This is a genomic window from Paraburkholderia sp. J11-2, from assembly GCF_905220185.1.
Taxonomy (GTDB): domain Bacteria; phylum Pseudomonadota; class Gammaproteobacteria; order Burkholderiales; family Burkholderiaceae; genus Paraburkholderia.
This window is the reverse complement of the sequence record NZ_CAJMYY010000012.1, coordinates 50520-66047: the sequence shown is the minus strand read 5'-3', so window position 1 is coordinate 66047 and position 15528 is coordinate 50520. Positions and strand designations below refer to the sequence as shown.

Below are 15528 nucleotides of genomic sequence, written 5' to 3'. Positions count from 1 at the left end.
GATACGGAGAACGACACAATGAACCAGCAAGCCGAACCGTTCCTGGACGAACTCAAGGCACGCGAGCCCTTCGCGCAAGTGCATGTCTCGCGCCCGCATGAATCCGCGCATCTGCATGTGAGCGGCCGCGCTACCTATACCGACGACATTCCGGTCGTGGCCGGCACGCTGCACGCCGCGCTCGGCCTCTCGCAGAAGCCGCACGCGCGCATCGTTTCGATGAACCTCGCGAAAGTGCGCGCGACGCCCGGCGTCGTGGCGGTGCTCACGGCCGAGGACATTCCCGGCGTGAACGACTGCGGCCCGATCATCCACGACGATCCGGTGCTCGCCGACGGCGTCGTGCAGTACGTGGGCCAGCCCATGTTCATCGTCGTGGCGACTTCTCACGACACGGCGCGCCTTGCCGCGCGCCGCGCCGAGGTGCAGTACGAAGAGCTGCCCGCCGTGCTCACGGCGCAGCAGGCGCGCGCCGCGCAGCAGTCGGTGCTGCCGCCGATGAAGCTTGCGCGCGGCGAGGCGTCCACGCGTGCCGCGCGCGCCGCGCACCGCCATGAAGGCGAGATGCTGCTGGGCGGCCAGGAGCAGTTCTACCTCGAAGGCCAGATCGCCTACGCGGTGCCGAAGGACGACGACGGCATGCACGTGTGGTGCTCGACCCAGCACCCGAGCGAGATGCAGCACCTCGTTGCGCACGTGCTGGGCGTGGCCTCCCACAACGTGCTCGTGGAATGCCGTCGCATGGGCGGCGGCTTCGGCGGCAAGGAATCGCAGTCGGGCCTCTTCGCGTGCTGCGCGGCGCTCGCCGCATGGAAGCTGCTGTGCCCCGTGAAGCTGCGCCCGGACCGCGACGACGACATGATGGTCACGGGCAAGCGCCACGATTTCCACTACACGTATGAAGTGGGCTACGACGACCAGGGCGCGATCGAAGGCGTGTCGGTCGACATGACCTCGCGCTGCGGCTTTTCCGCAGACCTGTCCGGCCCGGTGATGACGCGCGCGGTCTGCCACTTCGACAACGCCTACTGGCTGCCCGACGTGTCGATCGCCGGTTTCTGCGGCAAGACCAACACGCAGTCGAACACGGCGTTTCGCGGCTTCGGCGGCCCGCAGGGCGCATTCGCGATCGAGTACATCATGGACGACGTGGCGCGCTCGCTCGGCCTCGATTCGCTCGACGTGCGCCGCCGCAATCTCTACGGCAAGACGCAGAACAACGAAACGCCTTACGGCCAGGTCATCGAGGACAACGTCATTCACGAGTTGATCGACGAACTCGTGGAAACGAGCGGCTATCGCGCGCGCCGCGCCGCGATTCGCGAATTCAACGCGAACAACGAAGTGCTCAAGAAGGGCATCGCGCTCACGCCGGTCAAGTTCGGCATTGCGTTCAACGTCACGCACTTCAACCAGGCGGGCGCGCTCGTTCATATCTACACCGACGGCTCGGTGCTCGTGAACCACGGCGGCACCGAAATGGGCCAGGGCCTGAACACGAAGGTCGCGCAGGTCGTGGCGCAGGAGCTTGGCATCGAGTTCGGCCGCGTGCGCGTGACCGCCACGGATACGAGCAAGGTGGCGAACACGTCCGCCACGGCCGCATCGACTGGCACGGACCTGAACGGCAAGGCGGCACAGGACGCCGCGCGCCAGTTGCGCGAGCGCCTCGCCGCGCTGGCCGCGACGACGTACGGCAAGGGCGAGGTCAACGCCGCCGACGTGCGCTTTGCCAACGAATCCGTGATCGTGGGCGAGACGATCGTGCCGTTCGAAACGCTGGTTTCGAAGGCCTATCTCGCGCGCGTCCAGCTCTGGTCCGATGGTTTCTACACCACGCCCAAGCTGTACTGGGACCAGGCTACGCTGCGCGGCCGGCCGTTCTACTACTACTCGTATGGCGCGGCGGTATCGGAAGTCGTGATCGACACGCTCACGGGCGAAATGCGCGTGCTGCGCGCCGATGCGCTGCACGACGTGGGCGCGTCGCTGAACCCGGCGCTCGATGTGGGGCAGGTGGAAGGCGGCTTCATCCAGGGCATGGGCTGGCTCACCACGGAAGAACTGTGGTGGAAGCCGGACGGCAAGCTTATGACGCACGCGCCATCCACCTACAAGATCCCGACCGTGAACGACACGCCTCCCGAATTCAACGTGCGGCTCTTCAAGAACCGCAACGCGGAGGACAGCATCCACCGCTCGAAGGCTGTGGGCGAGCCGCCGCTGTTGCTGCCGTTCTCGGTGTTCTTCGCGATTCGCGACGCCGTGGCGAGCGTGGCCGACTACCGCTTCAATCCGCCGATGAATGCGCCGGCCACCGCCGAGGAAATCTTGAAGGGCGTGCGCGCGGTGCGGGCGATGGCGCGCGAGGGGTCCGCAAAATGAGTCGCCATCCTGAGCATTGCGTGCGCGTCGATGAAACCGGACGCGTGATCATTGGCCGCCGCAGTACGCCGGTGCCGCATTACGGGCCGATGCACATCGTGCTGTTCGGCGCAGGCCATGTGGGGCACGCGCTCATCACGTTGCTCGGCATGCTGCCGTGCGTCGTGCAATGGGTCGACGAGCGCGACGAGCTGTTCCCCGACGAAGTGCCCGCCAACGTGCAGATCGAAGCGACGGACACGCCGGCGGCGATCGTCGACGAAGCGCCGGCGGGCGCGTACTTCCTCGTGATGACGCACAATCACGCGCTCGACTTCGAGCTGTCCGAGCGCATCATGCGGCGGCGCGATTTCGCGTGGTTCGGCCTGATCGGCTCGAAAACGAAGCGCGTGAAGTTCGAGCGGCGGCTCATGGAGCGCGGCGTGGAAGAAGAGCGTATGGAGGAGATCACCTGCCCGATCGGCGTGACGGGCATCGTCGACAAGGCGCCTTCGTCGATTGCGGTGGCAGTCGCCGCGCAGCTCATGCAGATGCGGGTGGCGCAGCGCCCGGCTGTGGTGAGAGCGGCCGCGCTCGTCTGATCCGACGCATCGTGCAAGTAAAACGGGCGCCTCGACGATGAGGCGCCCGTTTGCATTTCAAAGCGCCTCGCTAGCCACGCTCGCAGCCCTCTTCGCGCTCGCGCGCTTCGTGCCGCGCTCGGCGGTGAGCGTTCCCGATACCTCGTCGATCAAGCCGCGCAGCCATCCCACGTCGCTCGGCCTGTCTGGCTGCGGATGCCACATCTGATAGCAGTGAATGCGCGGAAACGCGATCGGCGTGTCGACCACGGCAAGGGGCATGAGCTTCGCGTAATGCTGTGCGAAGCGCCGTGTCGTCGTGAAGATCAGATCCGATTGCAGCAAAACCTGCGGCACGAGCCCGAAGTAGGGCAGCGTCGCGACGATGCGCCGCTCGGCCTTCGCCTTCGCGAATCCCAGATCGATCGCACTGGCATGCGCGCCCGTATAGGGCGTGGGCGCGAGATGGGGCGCCGCGAGATACGCCTCGCGCGTGAGTTCGCGGCGCGCGAGCGGATGATCCGCACGCATCATGCAGACGACCTTGTCGGAGAACAGGTCGCTGCGCGCGAAACGCGGCTCGGGCTTCGGCCAGTTGCCGATCACGATGTCGAGTTCGCCCGCGTCCAGCGCGCCGTGATGGTCGAGCGTGGGCGAGAGCGAGAGGATCTCCAGCCGCGCCGCCGGCGCCGTCTCGCGAAAGCGGGCGATCAGCGTCGGCATGAAGAAGTCGTTGAGGTAATCGGGGGCGGCGAGGCGAAATGTGCGCTTCGAGCGCTCCGGGTCGAAGTCGCCGTGCGGCGTGGCGACGAATTCCACGTCGCGCAGCACGCGCTGCGCGTGCTGCAACAGCGACTCGCCGTACTCGGTCGGCACCATGCCGGCCTTGCCGCGCACGAGGATGGGATCGCCCAGGATCTCGCGCAGACGGCGCAGCGCCGTGCTGATGGCGGGCTGGGTCTGATTCAGGCGCAGCGCGGCCTGCGTGACGCTGCGCTCGACCAGCAGCGTGCGCAGGACTCGCACCAGCCAGATATCGAGGGTGAGGGCGTTATCGTCGTCCATGGGGCGTGGCGGGCAAGGGCGCGTGCGCCAGAGAAACCTGCGCGCGCACGCGTTCAGCCATAACCATAAGCCGCCTCGCGCGCCGCCGCCATAGGGTGCGCGGCATGACGGAGATCAGAAGGATGCTTCGGAGGCGTTGCCGTTCACTCGGCCACGGTCTTTGCGAGTCCCGAAGGCAGCGTGGTGATGCGCTTGACCTCGCGCGAGTCGAGCCAGTTCGGGCTGCGCGCGCAGTAGAGCACCATCGGCAAGGCGTCTTCGCCCCAGAAGAGCTGCTTGTTCATCCAGAACGTCGGCACGCCGAACACGCCCATGGCGATGGCGTCATTGGTGTTGCGGCGCAACTGCGCGCGCACGGATTCTTCCTCGATCAGCGACTCGCCGTGCGCAATGCCCACGCGCTCGCAAAGCTGTTCGAAGCCCTCGTCGCTCGACGGGTCCCGCCCCTCGCGCCAGATGAAACGAAAAATCTCGCGCACGCACGCGAGATCGCCGCCCGCGGCGATGGCGAGCAGCATCGGCCTGACCGAGTCGAACGGGTGAGCGGGCGGCATCTTGAACGGAATGCCGAGTTGCTCGGCGCGAAAGAGCGCGTGCCGGTAGGTGAAGATGCGCTTGGCCGGGACCGCGGAGCCGAACGGCTGGCCCCAGTGGCGATATAGCTCGGACAGCAGCACGGGCGTCGGCACGAAGTCGAAGCCGGGCCACTTCTCGTGCTGTTCCAGCAACAGGTACGAAAACGGCGACACGAAGTCGTAGAACCAGGCCGGCTGGCTGGCGTCGATGCCGTCGATCATGCTGTTCCTCCGCTCTTGGGCGATTTCCGGGCCATTGATTGCATGGCCGATTGTTCGGTTCAAAATGCGTGCAGCGGCGCTAATGCGTGCGCTCGCCTGTTTCGTTGCCGCCGCTTTCGTCTGCATGGCTCGCCTCTGTACCCGCTGTGCCTGCTTCTTTGCTGGCGCCTTCCGGCGTCTCTGCCTCTTCGGCGCTTTGCGCTGTCTGCTCCTCTTGCGCAACAACGCTTGCGTCCAGCGCTTCGCGCGTGCCGGAGAGCCGCGCGCGCACGAAGCCGATATGTTCGCGCAGCACGTAGAACTGCTCGGCATACGCGAGCGGCATTTTCATGCCGTTGACCGACTCCTCGATCTTGTCGAGCTGGCGGATCAGCGCGCTGCGCTCGGTGGGCGAGTTGTCGGCCATCGCGGCGCGCTCGAGTGCGATGAGCGAGCCATACCAGCGGTAGATCCGCGATTTTACCCGCCAGGCGTAGAGCGAAGGGACGATCCGCAGGCCCGGAATCAGCACGACGATGATCGGCACGAGCAGCACCACGAGCCGGTCGGCGAGGCTCGCCACCCAGAAGGGCAGCACGCGGTAGAGGAAGCTCTTGCCCGACTTGTAGTAGCGCGCGGCGTCGCCGCTGATCGGGAAATCCTGGGCGCGCGGCGCGGGGAACTCGCCTGCGTGCTGCAGGAGCGAGGAGCGGCCGTGCACCTCCTTGGCCGCTTCGATCAGCAGGTCTGAGAGTGCCGGGTGGAGCGAGTCGCGCGCGACCAGTACGGCCGTGGGCGCGATGATCTGCAGCGGCGTGGCGGGCAGATTTTTGCCGAGATCGAACGCGCCCATCGGAATCGTGATGGCCGTGAGATACGGGTAGCGGCGCGCGAAGGCGTCGGCCTGCACGAAGTCGAAAAAGCGCACACCCGGCGTGCGCATGAGGTGGCCCATGACGGCCGGCTGCGCGGAATCGCCTGCGAGAAACGCGACGTCGATCTTGCCCGCCACAAGGTCGCGCGCGGCGTCGTCGCCCGAGAGCGGCAGCAGTTTCGTCGCGCCGCCGGGCTGGATGCCGTTCGCCTTGAGCAGCGTGAGCGCGAGTTCGCGCGTGCCGCTGCCCTCGGCGCCAATGGCGATGCGCTGGCCTTCGAACTGCGAAAGCCGGGTGGCGACTGGGCCGTGATAGAACACCACGAGCGGCACATAAGCCACGCTGCCGAGCGAGACGAGGCCGTCCGGCACCTTGCTCGCGATGCCGTCCTGCACGAACGCCACGTCGACGTTCGACTTCGGATCGGCGAGACGCTGCAGGTTCTGCACCGAGCCTTCCGATTCGAGCACGTTCAGCGTGATCTTGTTGCGCGCGAGGATGTCCTTGTACTTTTGCGCGGCGTTCCAGTAGGTGCTGCCCTTGGGCCCGGCGCTCATGGTGAGCGTGTTGGGCGGCGCGGGCTGGATGAGGCGCACCGCGAGCCAGATGGCTGCCGCGCTCACGAGCAGGATGGGGCCGAACGTGACTGCCAGGTCGCGCCACGAGATCGCCACGAAGCGCGCGACGAGACGGGGAGGAGGTTTGCGGCCGGTACGGGACTTCATCGGGGTGGAGCGGGCCTCGGGTGGTTCGGGAGCGTGCGGGTCGGGTCCGCGTTGGGTCCGGCGCTCGCGCCGGGGTGGGCTCAGGCACGCGCGCCGCGCGGGCTCTGTGGAGCCGATGGTACATGAGAATCGGCGTTGCGGCGGCATGCGGCGTGCCTCGCCGAACACCTTGAGCGCATGCCGCAGGCGCCTGCGCTAAACTCTTTGCGCTTGCGGCACAGCCAGGCTAAATTGTGATTCGCCTGCCGCGCCTGGCATGGCGCGCCCGGGACCGGAAGTCTGGCCGAAGCATCTGGCTCGCGCGGGCATCGACGCATCATCCATGCATAACAAACAGGAAACGGGCGCAGACCTGTCCGGGCGGGCGTAATAACCAAAGTCATTCGACGTCCTTTCATCCTTGCCTCTCGCATCGCGTCCAGACCCTGGCCGTGCACGCGCGCATTGCGTGCTGTACGCGGTCATCGGTAGTGGTAACCAAGCCGTCAGACCGTGGCTGACGAGCGGCCTTCGGGCCGTCCGCCGGCAAGGGAGGCGGTCCTATTCCAGGCAACACACCGCAACAACGCGCAACAACGCGAAGACACAAGGAGAAAACATGAAATCGGTCGCTATTCTGAAGACGCTGGGCGCGGCACTGTGCCTGTCGGTGGCATGCAGCGCGTCCTATGCGCAAGACAACTCGGCGAACGCACCCGCGGCTACGACCTCGGCCGCTCCGGCGACGTCGGCCAAGAAGGCCGACCGCAAGCTGGGCTACACGGTGCGCAAGGCGCTCTCGAAGACCCAGGGCGTCGACGTTTCGAACATCAGCGTGCGCTCGCACGGCGGCGCGGTCACCCTGGAAGGCACGGTGCCGGATCAGGGCCAGATCGACAAGGCTGGCGAGGTCGCGCAAGGCGTGGCAGGCGTGAAGTCGGTGTCGAACAAGCTGACGGTCATGCAGCAATAAACGCTGTCACGCGCCCTGGAAACAGGGTGCTCGCGGCACGTAGCAGGAAAAAGTCCGAAGAAAAAGCCCGGCCTCTGCAGGCCGGGCTTTTTTTATGCGCGTGTGTCTGGCATGCAATTTCGTCATGCTGCACTGCAGCCGCCAAAGTGTAGTTTGACACACAGTTTTCCCGCGGTTGGGGGTATACCGTGGATATCGCGCGTCTTCCCCGAGGTCGAGCGCGGCCTCATCGCTGGAAAGCAGGAAATCGCCATGACCATTCATACCTACACCGACTTGCCGCTCGTCGACCGGGCGGCCTTCGAACTCGCCTGTGCGCGGCACGGCTTTGCGCCCATGCAGTTCGATATTCGCGGCGAAGCCGATCCCAACGATCCGGACCACGGCGACATGCTGATCGTGCGGCGCGGCGCCTGGGCGCAGGCTTACCGCCTCGACGCGCGCGGCCAGTGGCTGCGCCAGTTCGAGGTCGATCTCAATGGCAGGTTCTTCCGCCAGGCGCCTCACGCCTGAGCGCGCCCGTGCCGCGCGGGATGTGTATGACGTGCGCGGCGCTCAGGAGAGCACGAGCCGCACGCCCACGAGCGTGAGCGTCGCGGCGAGCAGCACGCGCAGCAGCTTTTCAGGCGCTTTCGAAGAAAGCAGGCTGCCGATCGCGATGCCGGGCAACGAGCCGCACAAGAGCGAAAGCAGCATGTGCCAGTCGATCGAGCCGAGCAGCCAGTGGCCCGCGCCCGCGAGGAGCGTGAGCGGCACGGCGTGCGCGACATCGGAGCCGACGATGCGCACCGTGGGCAGCGCCGGGTAGAGCAGCAGCAGCACCGTCACGCCGATGGCGCCCGCGCCCACCGAGGTCAGCGAGACGAGCACGCCGAGGACCGCGCCCGTGAAGATCGTGAAAAACAGCGTGCGCGCTTCGCCGGGCTCGTGGCGGTGGCGCGAAGCGAATGCAGCGAGCTGCGGGCGGAAAATGAGCGCCACGGCCGTGATAAGGAGCGCCACGCCCAGCACGGCCTGGATCAGATGCCCTGCGCGCGGCGTGTCCATGCCATAGCGGTGCAGCAGAATCAGCGTGATCGTTGCGGCAGGCACGCTGCCGGTTGCGAGCCGCAGCGTCACACGCCAGTCCACCGAACCCTTGAGCCCGTGCACGAGCGTGCCCGTCGACTTGGTCGCCGCCGCGTACAGCAGGTCGGTGCCCACTGCCGTGGCGGGGTGCACGTGGAACACGAGGACGAGGAGCGGCGTCATGAGCGAGCCGCCACCCACGCCGGTCAGGCCGACCAGAAATCCGACGAACAGGCCGGACAGCGAATACAGCAGATCGATATGGGGGAAGGACATCGCGCGCGAGGAAGCCGGTTCAGGGGGCGGCGCCGCCTGCCGCGTTGAGAACAGCGCGCGCCGTAAGCGGCGCGTCAGGCTGGACAACGGCCAAGGCTGGCGGCGAAAATCCGCTATTGTCGCAAAACCGGCGGCTTGGCGCAGGGTTAAGCGAAATTGGGCGCGCACCGCCTGGCTTTCAATTGCCTTCGCACGGGCCCTGACCTCTTGCAAGCACGCGCCGAACAGCGCCGCGTAGGACTGGCGTCTCCATAACCAGAATCGAACATGAATCCCGGCATCCTCTACGCGTTCGCTGCATTCGTTCTCTGGGGGCTCTTCCCCATCTACTTCAAGACGCTGCACCAGATCCCCGCGCTCGAAATGCTCGCGCACCGCATGGCGTGGTCGCTGCTGTTCGTGATCGCCGTGCTCGTCGTGCGCCACCACTGGCGCTGGCTCGGGCCCACGCTGCGCGACCGCCGCCTGCTCGCGCGCTTCGTCGCGAGCGCCGTGCTGCTTTCGGCCAACTGGGGCATCTATATCTGGGCCGTCAATGCCGGGCACATCGTCGAGGCGAGCCTCGGCTACTTCATCAATCCGCTCATCAACGTGCTGTTCGGCTATGCGTTCCTGCGCGAGCGCCTGCGCGCGCTGCAATGGGCCGCCGTGGCGCTGGCCACCGCGGGCGTCGTATGGCTCACCTGGCAGAACGGCGCGCCGCCCTGGATCAGTCTCGCGCTCGCCGTGACCTTCGGCGGCTATGGCCTCCTGCGCAAGACCGCGAAGCTCGGCGCGCTCGAAGGCCTCGCGCTCGAAACGGTCTTGCTCTTTCCCGTTGCGATCGTTTATCTGACGATCGTGGCCCTCGCCGGCGAGAGCCACTTCACGCATGCCTCGCGCGGGCTGCAACTGCTGCTCGCGGCCTCCGGCCCGATCACGGCGATCCCGCTGCTCCTCTTCGGCGCGGCCGCGCGGCGCATTCCGCTGTCGATGCTCGGTCTTATCCAGTACGTCACGCCCACGCTGCAGTTGCTCACTGGCGTGCTCATCTACGGGGAGCCGTTCGGCGCGGTGCGCGCCGTGGGGTACGGCGCGATCTGGGTCGCGCTCGGCGTGTATTCGCTCGAAGGCGTGCGCAGCCTTGTGGCTGCACGTGGGCGCCGGGCGGCGTGAGTGGCGTGAAGGGTCTGGGCCGCGATGCGCTGTCGGGCATTGGCTGACACGCTGACGGCGCGGTAGGATGCCAGCACGATGCGCTGCACGGCCGCGACCAACAGCGCCTTAACCCGCAGTCAATCCTCCGTGGAGCGCCCCGCGCATGAGTATCGAAGCCGTTCGCCGGTTCGAGGAAGAATTCGCACCGCGTATTGCGGCGAAGCTGGCGAAACAATTCGGACCTTCGGTGCACGTCGACGTCGTGCCCAACGCCGGGCACGGCCATCCCACGCGCGTGCGCCTTCGCGGTCTCGCGAACGAGCACCGGCATCCGTACGGGTATCCGTTGAATGTCTCGCTGACCTGGGACACCGAGGAGATCGAGCGCCTCATGGAGCCCGGCGGCGAAGCGCGCTTCGAGCACTACCTCGAAGCGACCGGGCGCAAGCTGGCGTCATGGGAGTCGGCTCGCCCTGTCGATTTCGCATCGCGCACGCAGGGCGAGCCGGAAGTGCTGCTTGGCGGGCTCGATTTCGAGGGCTGATTCAGCAGCCCTCTGTGCCCATCGTTCTCGTCAACCGCGCGCCGCCCGCGTGAGCCATTCGCGGCCTTTGAGCATGCCCCACCAGTAGAAGCTCGGCAGCACGCTCGCCTTGAGCAGCCACATGAGGCGGCGCGGCCGCGTGGGGTCGAGCGGGAAGGTGGGCAAGAGGCGCCCGCCATAACCGAACTCGGCCAGCACGACCTTGCCCTTTTCCACGGTGAGCGGGCACGAGCCGTAGCCATCGTAGCGGCAGGCGAGCGGCGCGCCTGCGCGCGCGGCGAGCAGATTCTCGGCCACGATCACGGCCTGCTTGCGTGCGGCCGCGCCGGTCTTGGCGTTCGGTGCGGAGCACACGTCGCCGAGCGAGAACACGTTCGGATAGCGCGGATGCTGGAGCGTGGCGTGATCCACTTCGCACCAGCCGGCCTCGTCCGCGAGCTGGCTGTCGCGGATAAAGTCGGGCGCGACCTGTGGCGGCACGGCGTGCAGCATGTCGAAGCGCTTCTCCACACGCGTGACGTTGCCGTTCGCATCCTTCACTTCGAACGTGGCGAGACGCGCCGGGCCGTCCACGGCGACAAGGTTCGACGAGAACGCGAGATTCGCGTTGTAGCGCTTCACGTACTCCATGAGCGGCGGCACGAAGGTCGCCACGCCGAACAGCACGGCGCCCGCGAGATTGAATTCGACGTTGACCTTGCCAAGCACGCCCTGGCGGCGCCAGTGGTCGCAGGCGAGATACATGGCTTTTTGCGGCGCGCCTGCGCACTTGATCGGCATGCCGGGCTGGCTGAAGAGGGCGGTGCCGCCCTTCATCTGCTGCACGAGCTCCCAGGTGTACGGCGCGAGGTCGTAGCGATAGTTCGAGGTCACGCCGTTCTTGCCGAGCGTTTCCGTGAGGCCCGCAATGCGCTCCCACGCGAGCCGCAGCCCCGGCGCCACGATGAGCTGGCGGTAGGCCACGCGCACGCCGCTGTCGAGCTGCACGACGTTTGCCTCCGGCTCGACGCGCGTGGCGGCCGTGCGGAACCACTTCACGCCAGCGGGCATGACGCTCGCCATGGGGCGGCGCGTTTTCGTCACGTCGTAGGCGCCGCCGCCGACCAGCGTCCAGGCGGGCTGATAGTCGTGATGATCGCTTGGCTCGACGATGGCGATCTTCAGGTTCGGCTCACGGCGCAGCAGGCTCGAGGTGACGGCGATGCCCGCCGTGCCGCCGCCGATCACGACCACATCCCAGGTTTCGCCCTCCCACGCGCAGGCCGCCGTCGCAGCGCGCGCGGCAGTCGCGGCTTGCGTGGCCGCTGGCACCGGCGCGCCTTGCTGCGCGAGCTGATAGAGGTTGGTGGCGCGGTTGCCGCTGCGGCAGTACGCGAGCACGGGGCCGGGCAGGTCGACGAGCAACTGGGCGAACTGTGCGGCGGCGTCGGCGGTGATCTGGCCGGGCTTCACCGGCAGATAGGCGAACTGCAGGCCGAGTTGTGCCGCCGCCGTGCGCAGCGCCTGCGACGTGGGCTGCGCCTCGCCGCCTTCGCCATCGGGCCGGTTGCAGATGATCGAGCGATAGCCCGCCGCGTGGATGGCGGCGAGGTCGTCGGGTGTGATCTGGTCGGCGCTTGCGAAGCGCGCGTCGTGTTGCGTGATTTGCATGTAATTTTTGGTCCCGAGGCTGGCGCAGATTAGTGTGGTTTGGTGCTGCTCAATGTGGTTTCCTGCGAACGGCGGCGCTGCTCCAGCACCGCGTAGATCGCCATGCCGGCGAGCATGGCGGCGACGAAGAGCCAGGCGCGCGGCTGGCCGCCGCCCGCGGCGACGAGCGCGGGGCCGGGGCAGAAGCCCGCGAGCCCCCAGCCCGCGCCGAACAGCAAGGCGCCGCCGACCAGCCGGCCATCGATACGCCGCGACGTGGGCAACTGAATCGGCGCGCCGGCGAGGCTGGTTGTTCGCGTGCGCGCGAGCCAGAAGGCGGGTGCGGCGACCGCGATGGCGCCCGCCATCACGAAGGCAAGCGATGGGTCCCAGTTGCCGGTGAGGTCGAGAAAGCCGAGCACTTTGGCCGGATTGGCCATGCCCGAGACGAGCAAGCCGATACCGAACAGCAGACCGCACGCGAGTGCGCTAAGTTTTCGCATGTCAGCCTCCGACCAGGTGACGCACGGCGAACACGGTGGCGAAGCCCGCCGCCATGAACGCGCCTGTTGCGACGAACGAGCGCCGCGAGCCGCGCGCGATTCCGCACACGCCGTGGCCGCTCGTGCAGCCCGACCCGTAACGCGTGCCGACGCCGACCAGCAGGCCCGCCACGACGAGCGTGAGCGCGGACGCGTCGATCTGTATGGCCGGCAGCGCCGCGCGCAACTGCCACAGCAAAGGTGCGGCGACGAGGCCGACGACGAATGCGGCATTCACCCCGCGCTCGGCTCCCGAGCCTGGCAACAAGCCGCCCAGCAAGCCGCTGATACCCGCAATGCGGCCGTTCACGAGCACGAAGAGCGCGGCGGCCGCGCCGATCATCAGGCCGCCCGCGAAAGAGGCGTAAGGCGTGAAGTGGGCGAGGTCGAGGCTCATGACGCTTGTCCCGGCGCTTGCACCTTCAGCCGCCCGCAGTAGAGGCTCGACAGCGTCTGCATGACCTGGATGACCTCGGGGCTCGCAAGGCGGTAGTAGATGTATTTGCCTTCGCGGCGCGTGTCGACGAGGCCTTCGTCGCGCAGCTTGCCCAGATGCTGCGAAAGGCTCGGCTGATGCACGCCAACCAGTTCCTCGAGCTCGCCGACGTTGCGCTCGCCCTCGGTGAGCTGGCAAAGCAGCAGGAGACGGTCTTCGTGCGCGAGCGCCTTGAGCAGCGCACAGCACTTTTCGGCGGACTCGCGCAGGGCCGCGAGCGCTTCGGGAGCGAGTGGTGAGTTCATTTGTCGCCTCGATGGACGAAGTTAAACGGCGATCCGTCGCATTATACTTTGTCTAAAAACATTATATAAATTTATAATATGTGTTTCAATAGAGGGTCACTTTTGTGGAGCCCGCGATGTTCAACCCAGCCCAGCTGCCAACACCCGAACCCAACGTCGAGCCGTTCTTCGACCCCGTCACGGCCACGGTCACCTACGTCGTGCACGCGGGGCGCGGTACGGCTTGCGCGATCATCGACCCGGTGCTCGACTACGATCCCAAATCGGGCCGTACCGCCACGGAATCGGCCGAGCGCGTGATCGCGTTCGTGCGCGAATACGGGCTTCGTGTCGAGTGGCTGCTGGAAACGCACGCGCACGCCGATCATCTTTCGGCGGCGCCGTATCTGAAGGCGCAGTTGGGCGGGCGCATTGCGATTGGCGAGCATATTCGCGCCGTACAGGGCGTGTTTCGCGCGGTGTTCAATCTGGGCGAGACGCTGAGCCCGGACGGCAGCCAGTTCGACGTGCTGTTCCAGGACGGCGAGACGTTCCAGGTTGGCGCGTTGGAGGCCCGCGCGCTGCACGTGCCCGGCCACACGCCCGCGGACCTCGCTTACCAGATCGGCAACGCCGTGTTCGTGGGCGACACGCTTTTCATGCCCGACGTGGGCTCGGCGCGTTGCGACTTCCCGGGCGGCGACGCGCACACGCTCTTCCGCTCGGCGCGCAAGCTGCTCGATCTGCCGGGCGACACGCGCCTTTTCATGTGCCACGACTATCCGCCCGCTTCGCGCGGACCCTGCTTCGAGACCACGGTGAGCGCGCAGCGCAGCGGCAACATCCACCTGAACGAGAGCGTGAGCGAAGCGGCGTTCGTGGAGATGCGCACCGCGCGCGACCGCACGCTCGCCATGCCGAACCTGATCCTGCCGTCGATCCAGGTGAACATCCGCGCCGGCCGCATGCCGGAGCCCGAAGCCAATGGCGTGCGTTATCTGAAGATTCCGGTCGACGCGCTGTGAATCGTTGCTCTACGCGTTGCGCGATGTGCTTCTGGGAGCGGGGAAACCGTTTTTGAACGCACGCTGCCCGCGCTCTTCGCTGTTCAGTTCGCGTCCTCGTTGACTGGCAGGTCGTCGGTCGGCTCCTGGAGGGCAGCCTTGCCTGCACGGTCCGCGCCGGTGAACCGGGACCTGCGCAGCCGTATGGCCGGCACAGCGTGCAACAGACGGCGCGCGCGCCTGTGCAGTGGCCAGTCGACGAACTGATAGAGCGCGGCGCCCATGGCTGTAGCCACGATCATGGTGAGCGCCACGCCGAGCGGCGCAGTCGCGTCAAAGCCATCGATCGCGTCCGGCAGCAGTTTGCGCGCCGCTTCAACACAGTATGGATGGCTCAAATAGATGGCGTAACTCGCGTTGCCGATGAATATCGCCGCGCGAGTCACCCAGCCCGAACCCGTCGCCGATTCGAGGCTCAGTGTGCTGGCGATCAGCACGAAAGCGGGCAGGCCGTAATACAGCAGCGGTGCGTTAGACAGGTCGTGCCAGTTGATCCAGGCCATCCACGCATAGGCTGCTACGGCCATGCATCCGGCAAGCGGCAGCTTGATCCGGACTCCGAATTTCCAGAGTTGGTAGGCCAAAATACCGAGCGGGAACTCGAATATCCGCTGATTCGTATAGAACGCGGCAAATACCCCGTGCGAGTGCGATGCCTTCGCCGCGCAAAAGATCGCAAGGAGCAACGCTGACGTGAGCAGCAGGCGGTGACGACGCATCACGATCAGCGAGACGGCGGTGACCGCGTAAAACAGCATTTCGTAGTTCAGCGTCCAGCCGACGAACAACATCGGGAATATCTGGCCACTTTCCTTGCGATAGGGAATGAAAAACAGCGATTTCAGCAGATTCCCGAGGTCGGCGGTCGTCGAATTCAACAGCTCAGGAGCGATGAGTGCTCCGACGAATACGCCAAACGTCAGCACCCAGTACAGCGGCACGATGCGGGCAATGCGGTCCGCGAGAAAGCGCTGTGCGGTCAATTCGGGGTTGTCCAGCACGAGGGCGATGACGAAACCGCTTATGACGAAGAAAATGTCGACGCCAAATTCACCGAACGTGTGTCCAGTCGGCGACATGATGTGAAAGAAGATGACCGTTGTGGCTGCAACGGCGCGCAGCACGGTGAGCGACTTTAACTTTTGCATGTTGGGTGCGCGGTCTGCGCGTTCGCCAATGGCGGCCGGGACGGATGTGCTGCGTTTGATCG

At 66.4% G+C, this 15528-nt stretch carries 16 protein-coding genes; 7 read left to right on the top strand and 9 right to left on the bottom strand.

Translation table 11 applies throughout. The annotated features are described in order from the left end of the window. Positions 1–18 precede the first annotated feature (18 nt). Complete coding sequence (gene xdhB / locus U5A57_RS18165; RefSeq protein ID WP_321913060.1) at positions 19–2385, top strand: xanthine dehydrogenase molybdopterin binding subunit; 2367 nt, start codon at positions 19–21, stop codon at positions 2383–2385. Then, positions 2382–2966 (top strand): xanthine dehydrogenase accessory protein XdhC, encoded by a 585-nt coding sequence (xdhC, locus tag U5A57_RS18160; RefSeq protein WP_321913059.1) that lies wholly within the window; start codon positions 2382–2384, stop codon positions 2964–2966. Before xdhB ends, xdhC begins: the two co-directional genes overlap by 4 nt. Positions 2967–3023: 57 nt before the next feature. Here the strand turns inward: xdhC and U5A57_RS18155 are convergent, their stop codons facing one another. From U5A57_RS18155 to U5A57_RS18145, 3 genes are all read right to left on the bottom strand, one after another. Then, positions 3024–4010 (bottom strand): LysR family transcriptional regulator, encoded by a 987-nt coding sequence (locus tag U5A57_RS18155; protein WP_321913058.1) that lies wholly within the window; start codon positions 4008–4010, stop codon positions 3024–3026. A 143-nt stretch (positions 4011–4153) separates the two neighbouring features. Then, positions 4154–4807: a 2-hydroxychromene-2-carboxylate isomerase gene (locus U5A57_RS18150; protein WP_321913057.1), complete on the bottom strand. Its 654-nt coding sequence runs from the start codon at positions 4805–4807 to the stop codon at positions 4154–4156. Positions 4808–4886: 79 nt separating this feature from the next. Beyond that, on the bottom strand, positions 4887–6386 hold the full coding sequence (locus U5A57_RS18145) for a TAXI family TRAP transporter solute-binding subunit (RefSeq protein ID WP_321913056.1): 1500 nt from the start codon (positions 6384–6386) through the stop codon (positions 4887–4889). A 598-nt stretch (positions 6387–6984) separates the two neighbouring features. On the opposite strand from U5A57_RS18145, the gene U5A57_RS18140 reads away from it, so the two are divergent. Beyond that, entirely contained in the window at positions 6985–7338 is a 354-nt protein-coding gene (locus U5A57_RS18140) for a BON domain-containing protein (RefSeq protein WP_321913055.1), read from the top strand. A gap of 252 nt (positions 7339–7590) precedes the next feature. Then, positions 7591–7851 (top strand): hypothetical protein, encoded by a 261-nt coding sequence (locus U5A57_RS18135; protein ID WP_321913054.1) that lies wholly within the window; start codon positions 7591–7593, stop codon positions 7849–7851. Positions 7852–7893: 42 nt separating this feature from the next. Here U5A57_RS18135 and U5A57_RS18130 read toward each other — a convergent pair whose 3' ends face one another. Then, a complete protein-coding gene (locus tag U5A57_RS18130; RefSeq protein WP_321913053.1) occupies positions 7894–8682 on the bottom strand; it encodes a sulfite exporter TauE/SafE family protein in 789 nt (262 codons plus the stop codon). A gap of 267 nt (positions 8683–8949) precedes the next feature. Here U5A57_RS18130 and rarD point away from each other — a divergent pair, with 267 nt between their 5' ends. Further along, a complete protein-coding gene (gene rarD / locus U5A57_RS18125; RefSeq protein WP_321913052.1) occupies positions 8950–9837 on the top strand; it encodes an EamA family transporter RarD in 888 nt (295 codons plus the stop codon). Between the two features lie 145 nt (positions 9838–9982). Beyond that, a complete protein-coding gene (locus tag U5A57_RS18120; RefSeq protein ID WP_321913051.1) occupies positions 9983–10363 on the top strand; it encodes a DUF5594 family protein in 381 nt (126 codons plus the stop codon). Between the two features lie 30 nt (positions 10364–10393). Here the strand turns inward: U5A57_RS18120 and U5A57_RS18115 are convergent, their stop codons facing one another. Genes U5A57_RS18115 through U5A57_RS18100 form a run of 4 tightly spaced genes read right to left on the bottom strand, consistent with a single transcriptional unit; the run spans position 10394 to position 13275 of the window. After that, on the bottom strand, positions 10394–12013 hold the full coding sequence (locus U5A57_RS18115) for a TIGR01244 family sulfur transferase (RefSeq protein ID WP_321913050.1): 1620 nt from the start codon (positions 12011–12013) through the stop codon (positions 10394–10396). Positions 12014–12042: 29 nt separating this feature from the next. Continuing rightward, positions 12043–12495: a YeeE/YedE family protein gene (locus U5A57_RS18110; protein ID WP_321913049.1), complete on the bottom strand. Its 453-nt coding sequence runs from the start codon at positions 12493–12495 to the stop codon at positions 12043–12045. A gap of 1 nt (position 12496) precedes the next feature. Further along, on the bottom strand, positions 12497–12931 hold the full coding sequence (locus U5A57_RS18105) for a YeeE/YedE family protein (protein ID WP_321913048.1): 435 nt from the start codon (positions 12929–12931) through the stop codon (positions 12497–12499). After that, the gene (locus U5A57_RS18100; protein ID WP_321913047.1) at positions 12928–13275 is read right to left on the bottom strand and encodes a metalloregulator ArsR/SmtB family transcription factor; all 348 of its coding nucleotides are present in this window, start codon (positions 13273–13275) and stop codon (positions 12928–12930) included. Before U5A57_RS18100 ends, U5A57_RS18105 begins: the two co-directional genes overlap by 4 nt. Positions 13276–13391: 116 nt before the next feature. On the opposite strand from U5A57_RS18100, the gene U5A57_RS18095 reads away from it, so the two are divergent. Next, positions 13392–14279 (top strand): MBL fold metallo-hydrolase, encoded by an 888-nt coding sequence (locus U5A57_RS18095; protein WP_321913046.1) that lies wholly within the window; start codon positions 13392–13394, stop codon positions 14277–14279. 83 nt (positions 14280–14362) lie between these two features. Here U5A57_RS18095 and U5A57_RS18090 read toward each other — a convergent pair whose 3' ends face one another. Further along, on the bottom strand, positions 14363–15466 hold the full coding sequence (locus tag U5A57_RS18090; RefSeq protein ID WP_321913045.1) for an acyltransferase: 1104 nt from the start codon (positions 15464–15466) through the stop codon (positions 14363–14365). Positions 15467–15528 lie beyond the last annotated feature (62 nt).

Bases quoted from the DNA above. Each gene is read 5' to 3' on its own strand.
- xdhC (WP_321913059.1), top strand. From the start codon at position 2,382: ATGAGTCGCCATCCTGAGCATTGCGTGCGCGTCGATGAAACCGGACGC.
- U5A57_RS18090 (WP_321913045.1), bottom strand. From the start codon at position 15,466: ATGCAAAAGTTAAAGTCGCTCACCGTGCTGCGCGCCGTTGCAGCCACA.
- U5A57_RS18105 (WP_321913048.1), bottom strand. From the start codon at position 12,931: ATGAGCCTCGACCTCGCCCACTTCACGCCTTACGCCTCTTTCGCGGGC.
- U5A57_RS18130 (WP_321913053.1), bottom strand. From the start codon at position 8,682: ATGTCCTTCCCCCATATCGATCTGCTGTATTCGCTGTCCGGCCTGTTC.
- U5A57_RS18100 (WP_321913047.1), bottom strand. From the start codon at position 13,275: ATGAACTCACCACTCGCTCCCGAAGCGCTCGCGGCCCTGCGCGAGTCC.
- U5A57_RS18135 (WP_321913054.1), top strand. From the start codon at position 7,591: ATGACCATTCATACCTACACCGACTTGCCGCTCGTCGACCGGGCGGCC.
- U5A57_RS18120 (WP_321913051.1), top strand. From the start codon at position 9,983: ATGAGTATCGAAGCCGTTCGCCGGTTCGAGGAAGAATTCGCACCGCGT.
- U5A57_RS18155 (WP_321913058.1), bottom strand. From the start codon at position 4,010: ATGGACGACGATAACGCCCTCACCCTCGATATCTGGCTGGTGCGAGTC.
- U5A57_RS18095 (WP_321913046.1), top strand. From the start codon at position 13,392: ATGTTCAACCCAGCCCAGCTGCCAACACCCGAACCCAACGTCGAGCCG.
- U5A57_RS18145 (WP_321913056.1), bottom strand. From the start codon at position 6,386: ATGAAGTCCCGTACCGGCCGCAAACCTCCTCCCCGTCTCGTCGCGCGC.
- rarD (WP_321913052.1), top strand. From the start codon at position 8,950: ATGAATCCCGGCATCCTCTACGCGTTCGCTGCATTCGTTCTCTGGGGG.
- U5A57_RS18110 (WP_321913049.1), bottom strand. From the start codon at position 12,495: ATGCGAAAACTTAGCGCACTCGCGTGCGGTCTGCTGTTCGGTATCGGC.
- xdhB (WP_321913060.1), top strand. From the start codon at position 19: ATGAACCAGCAAGCCGAACCGTTCCTGGACGAACTCAAGGCACGCGAG.
- U5A57_RS18140 (WP_321913055.1), top strand. From the start codon at position 6,985: ATGAAATCGGTCGCTATTCTGAAGACGCTGGGCGCGGCACTGTGCCTG.
- U5A57_RS18150 (WP_321913057.1), bottom strand. From the start codon at position 4,807: ATGATCGACGGCATCGACGCCAGCCAGCCGGCCTGGTTCTACGACTTC.
- U5A57_RS18115 (WP_321913050.1), bottom strand. From the start codon at position 12,013: ATGCAAATCACGCAACACGACGCGCGCTTCGCAAGCGCCGACCAGATC.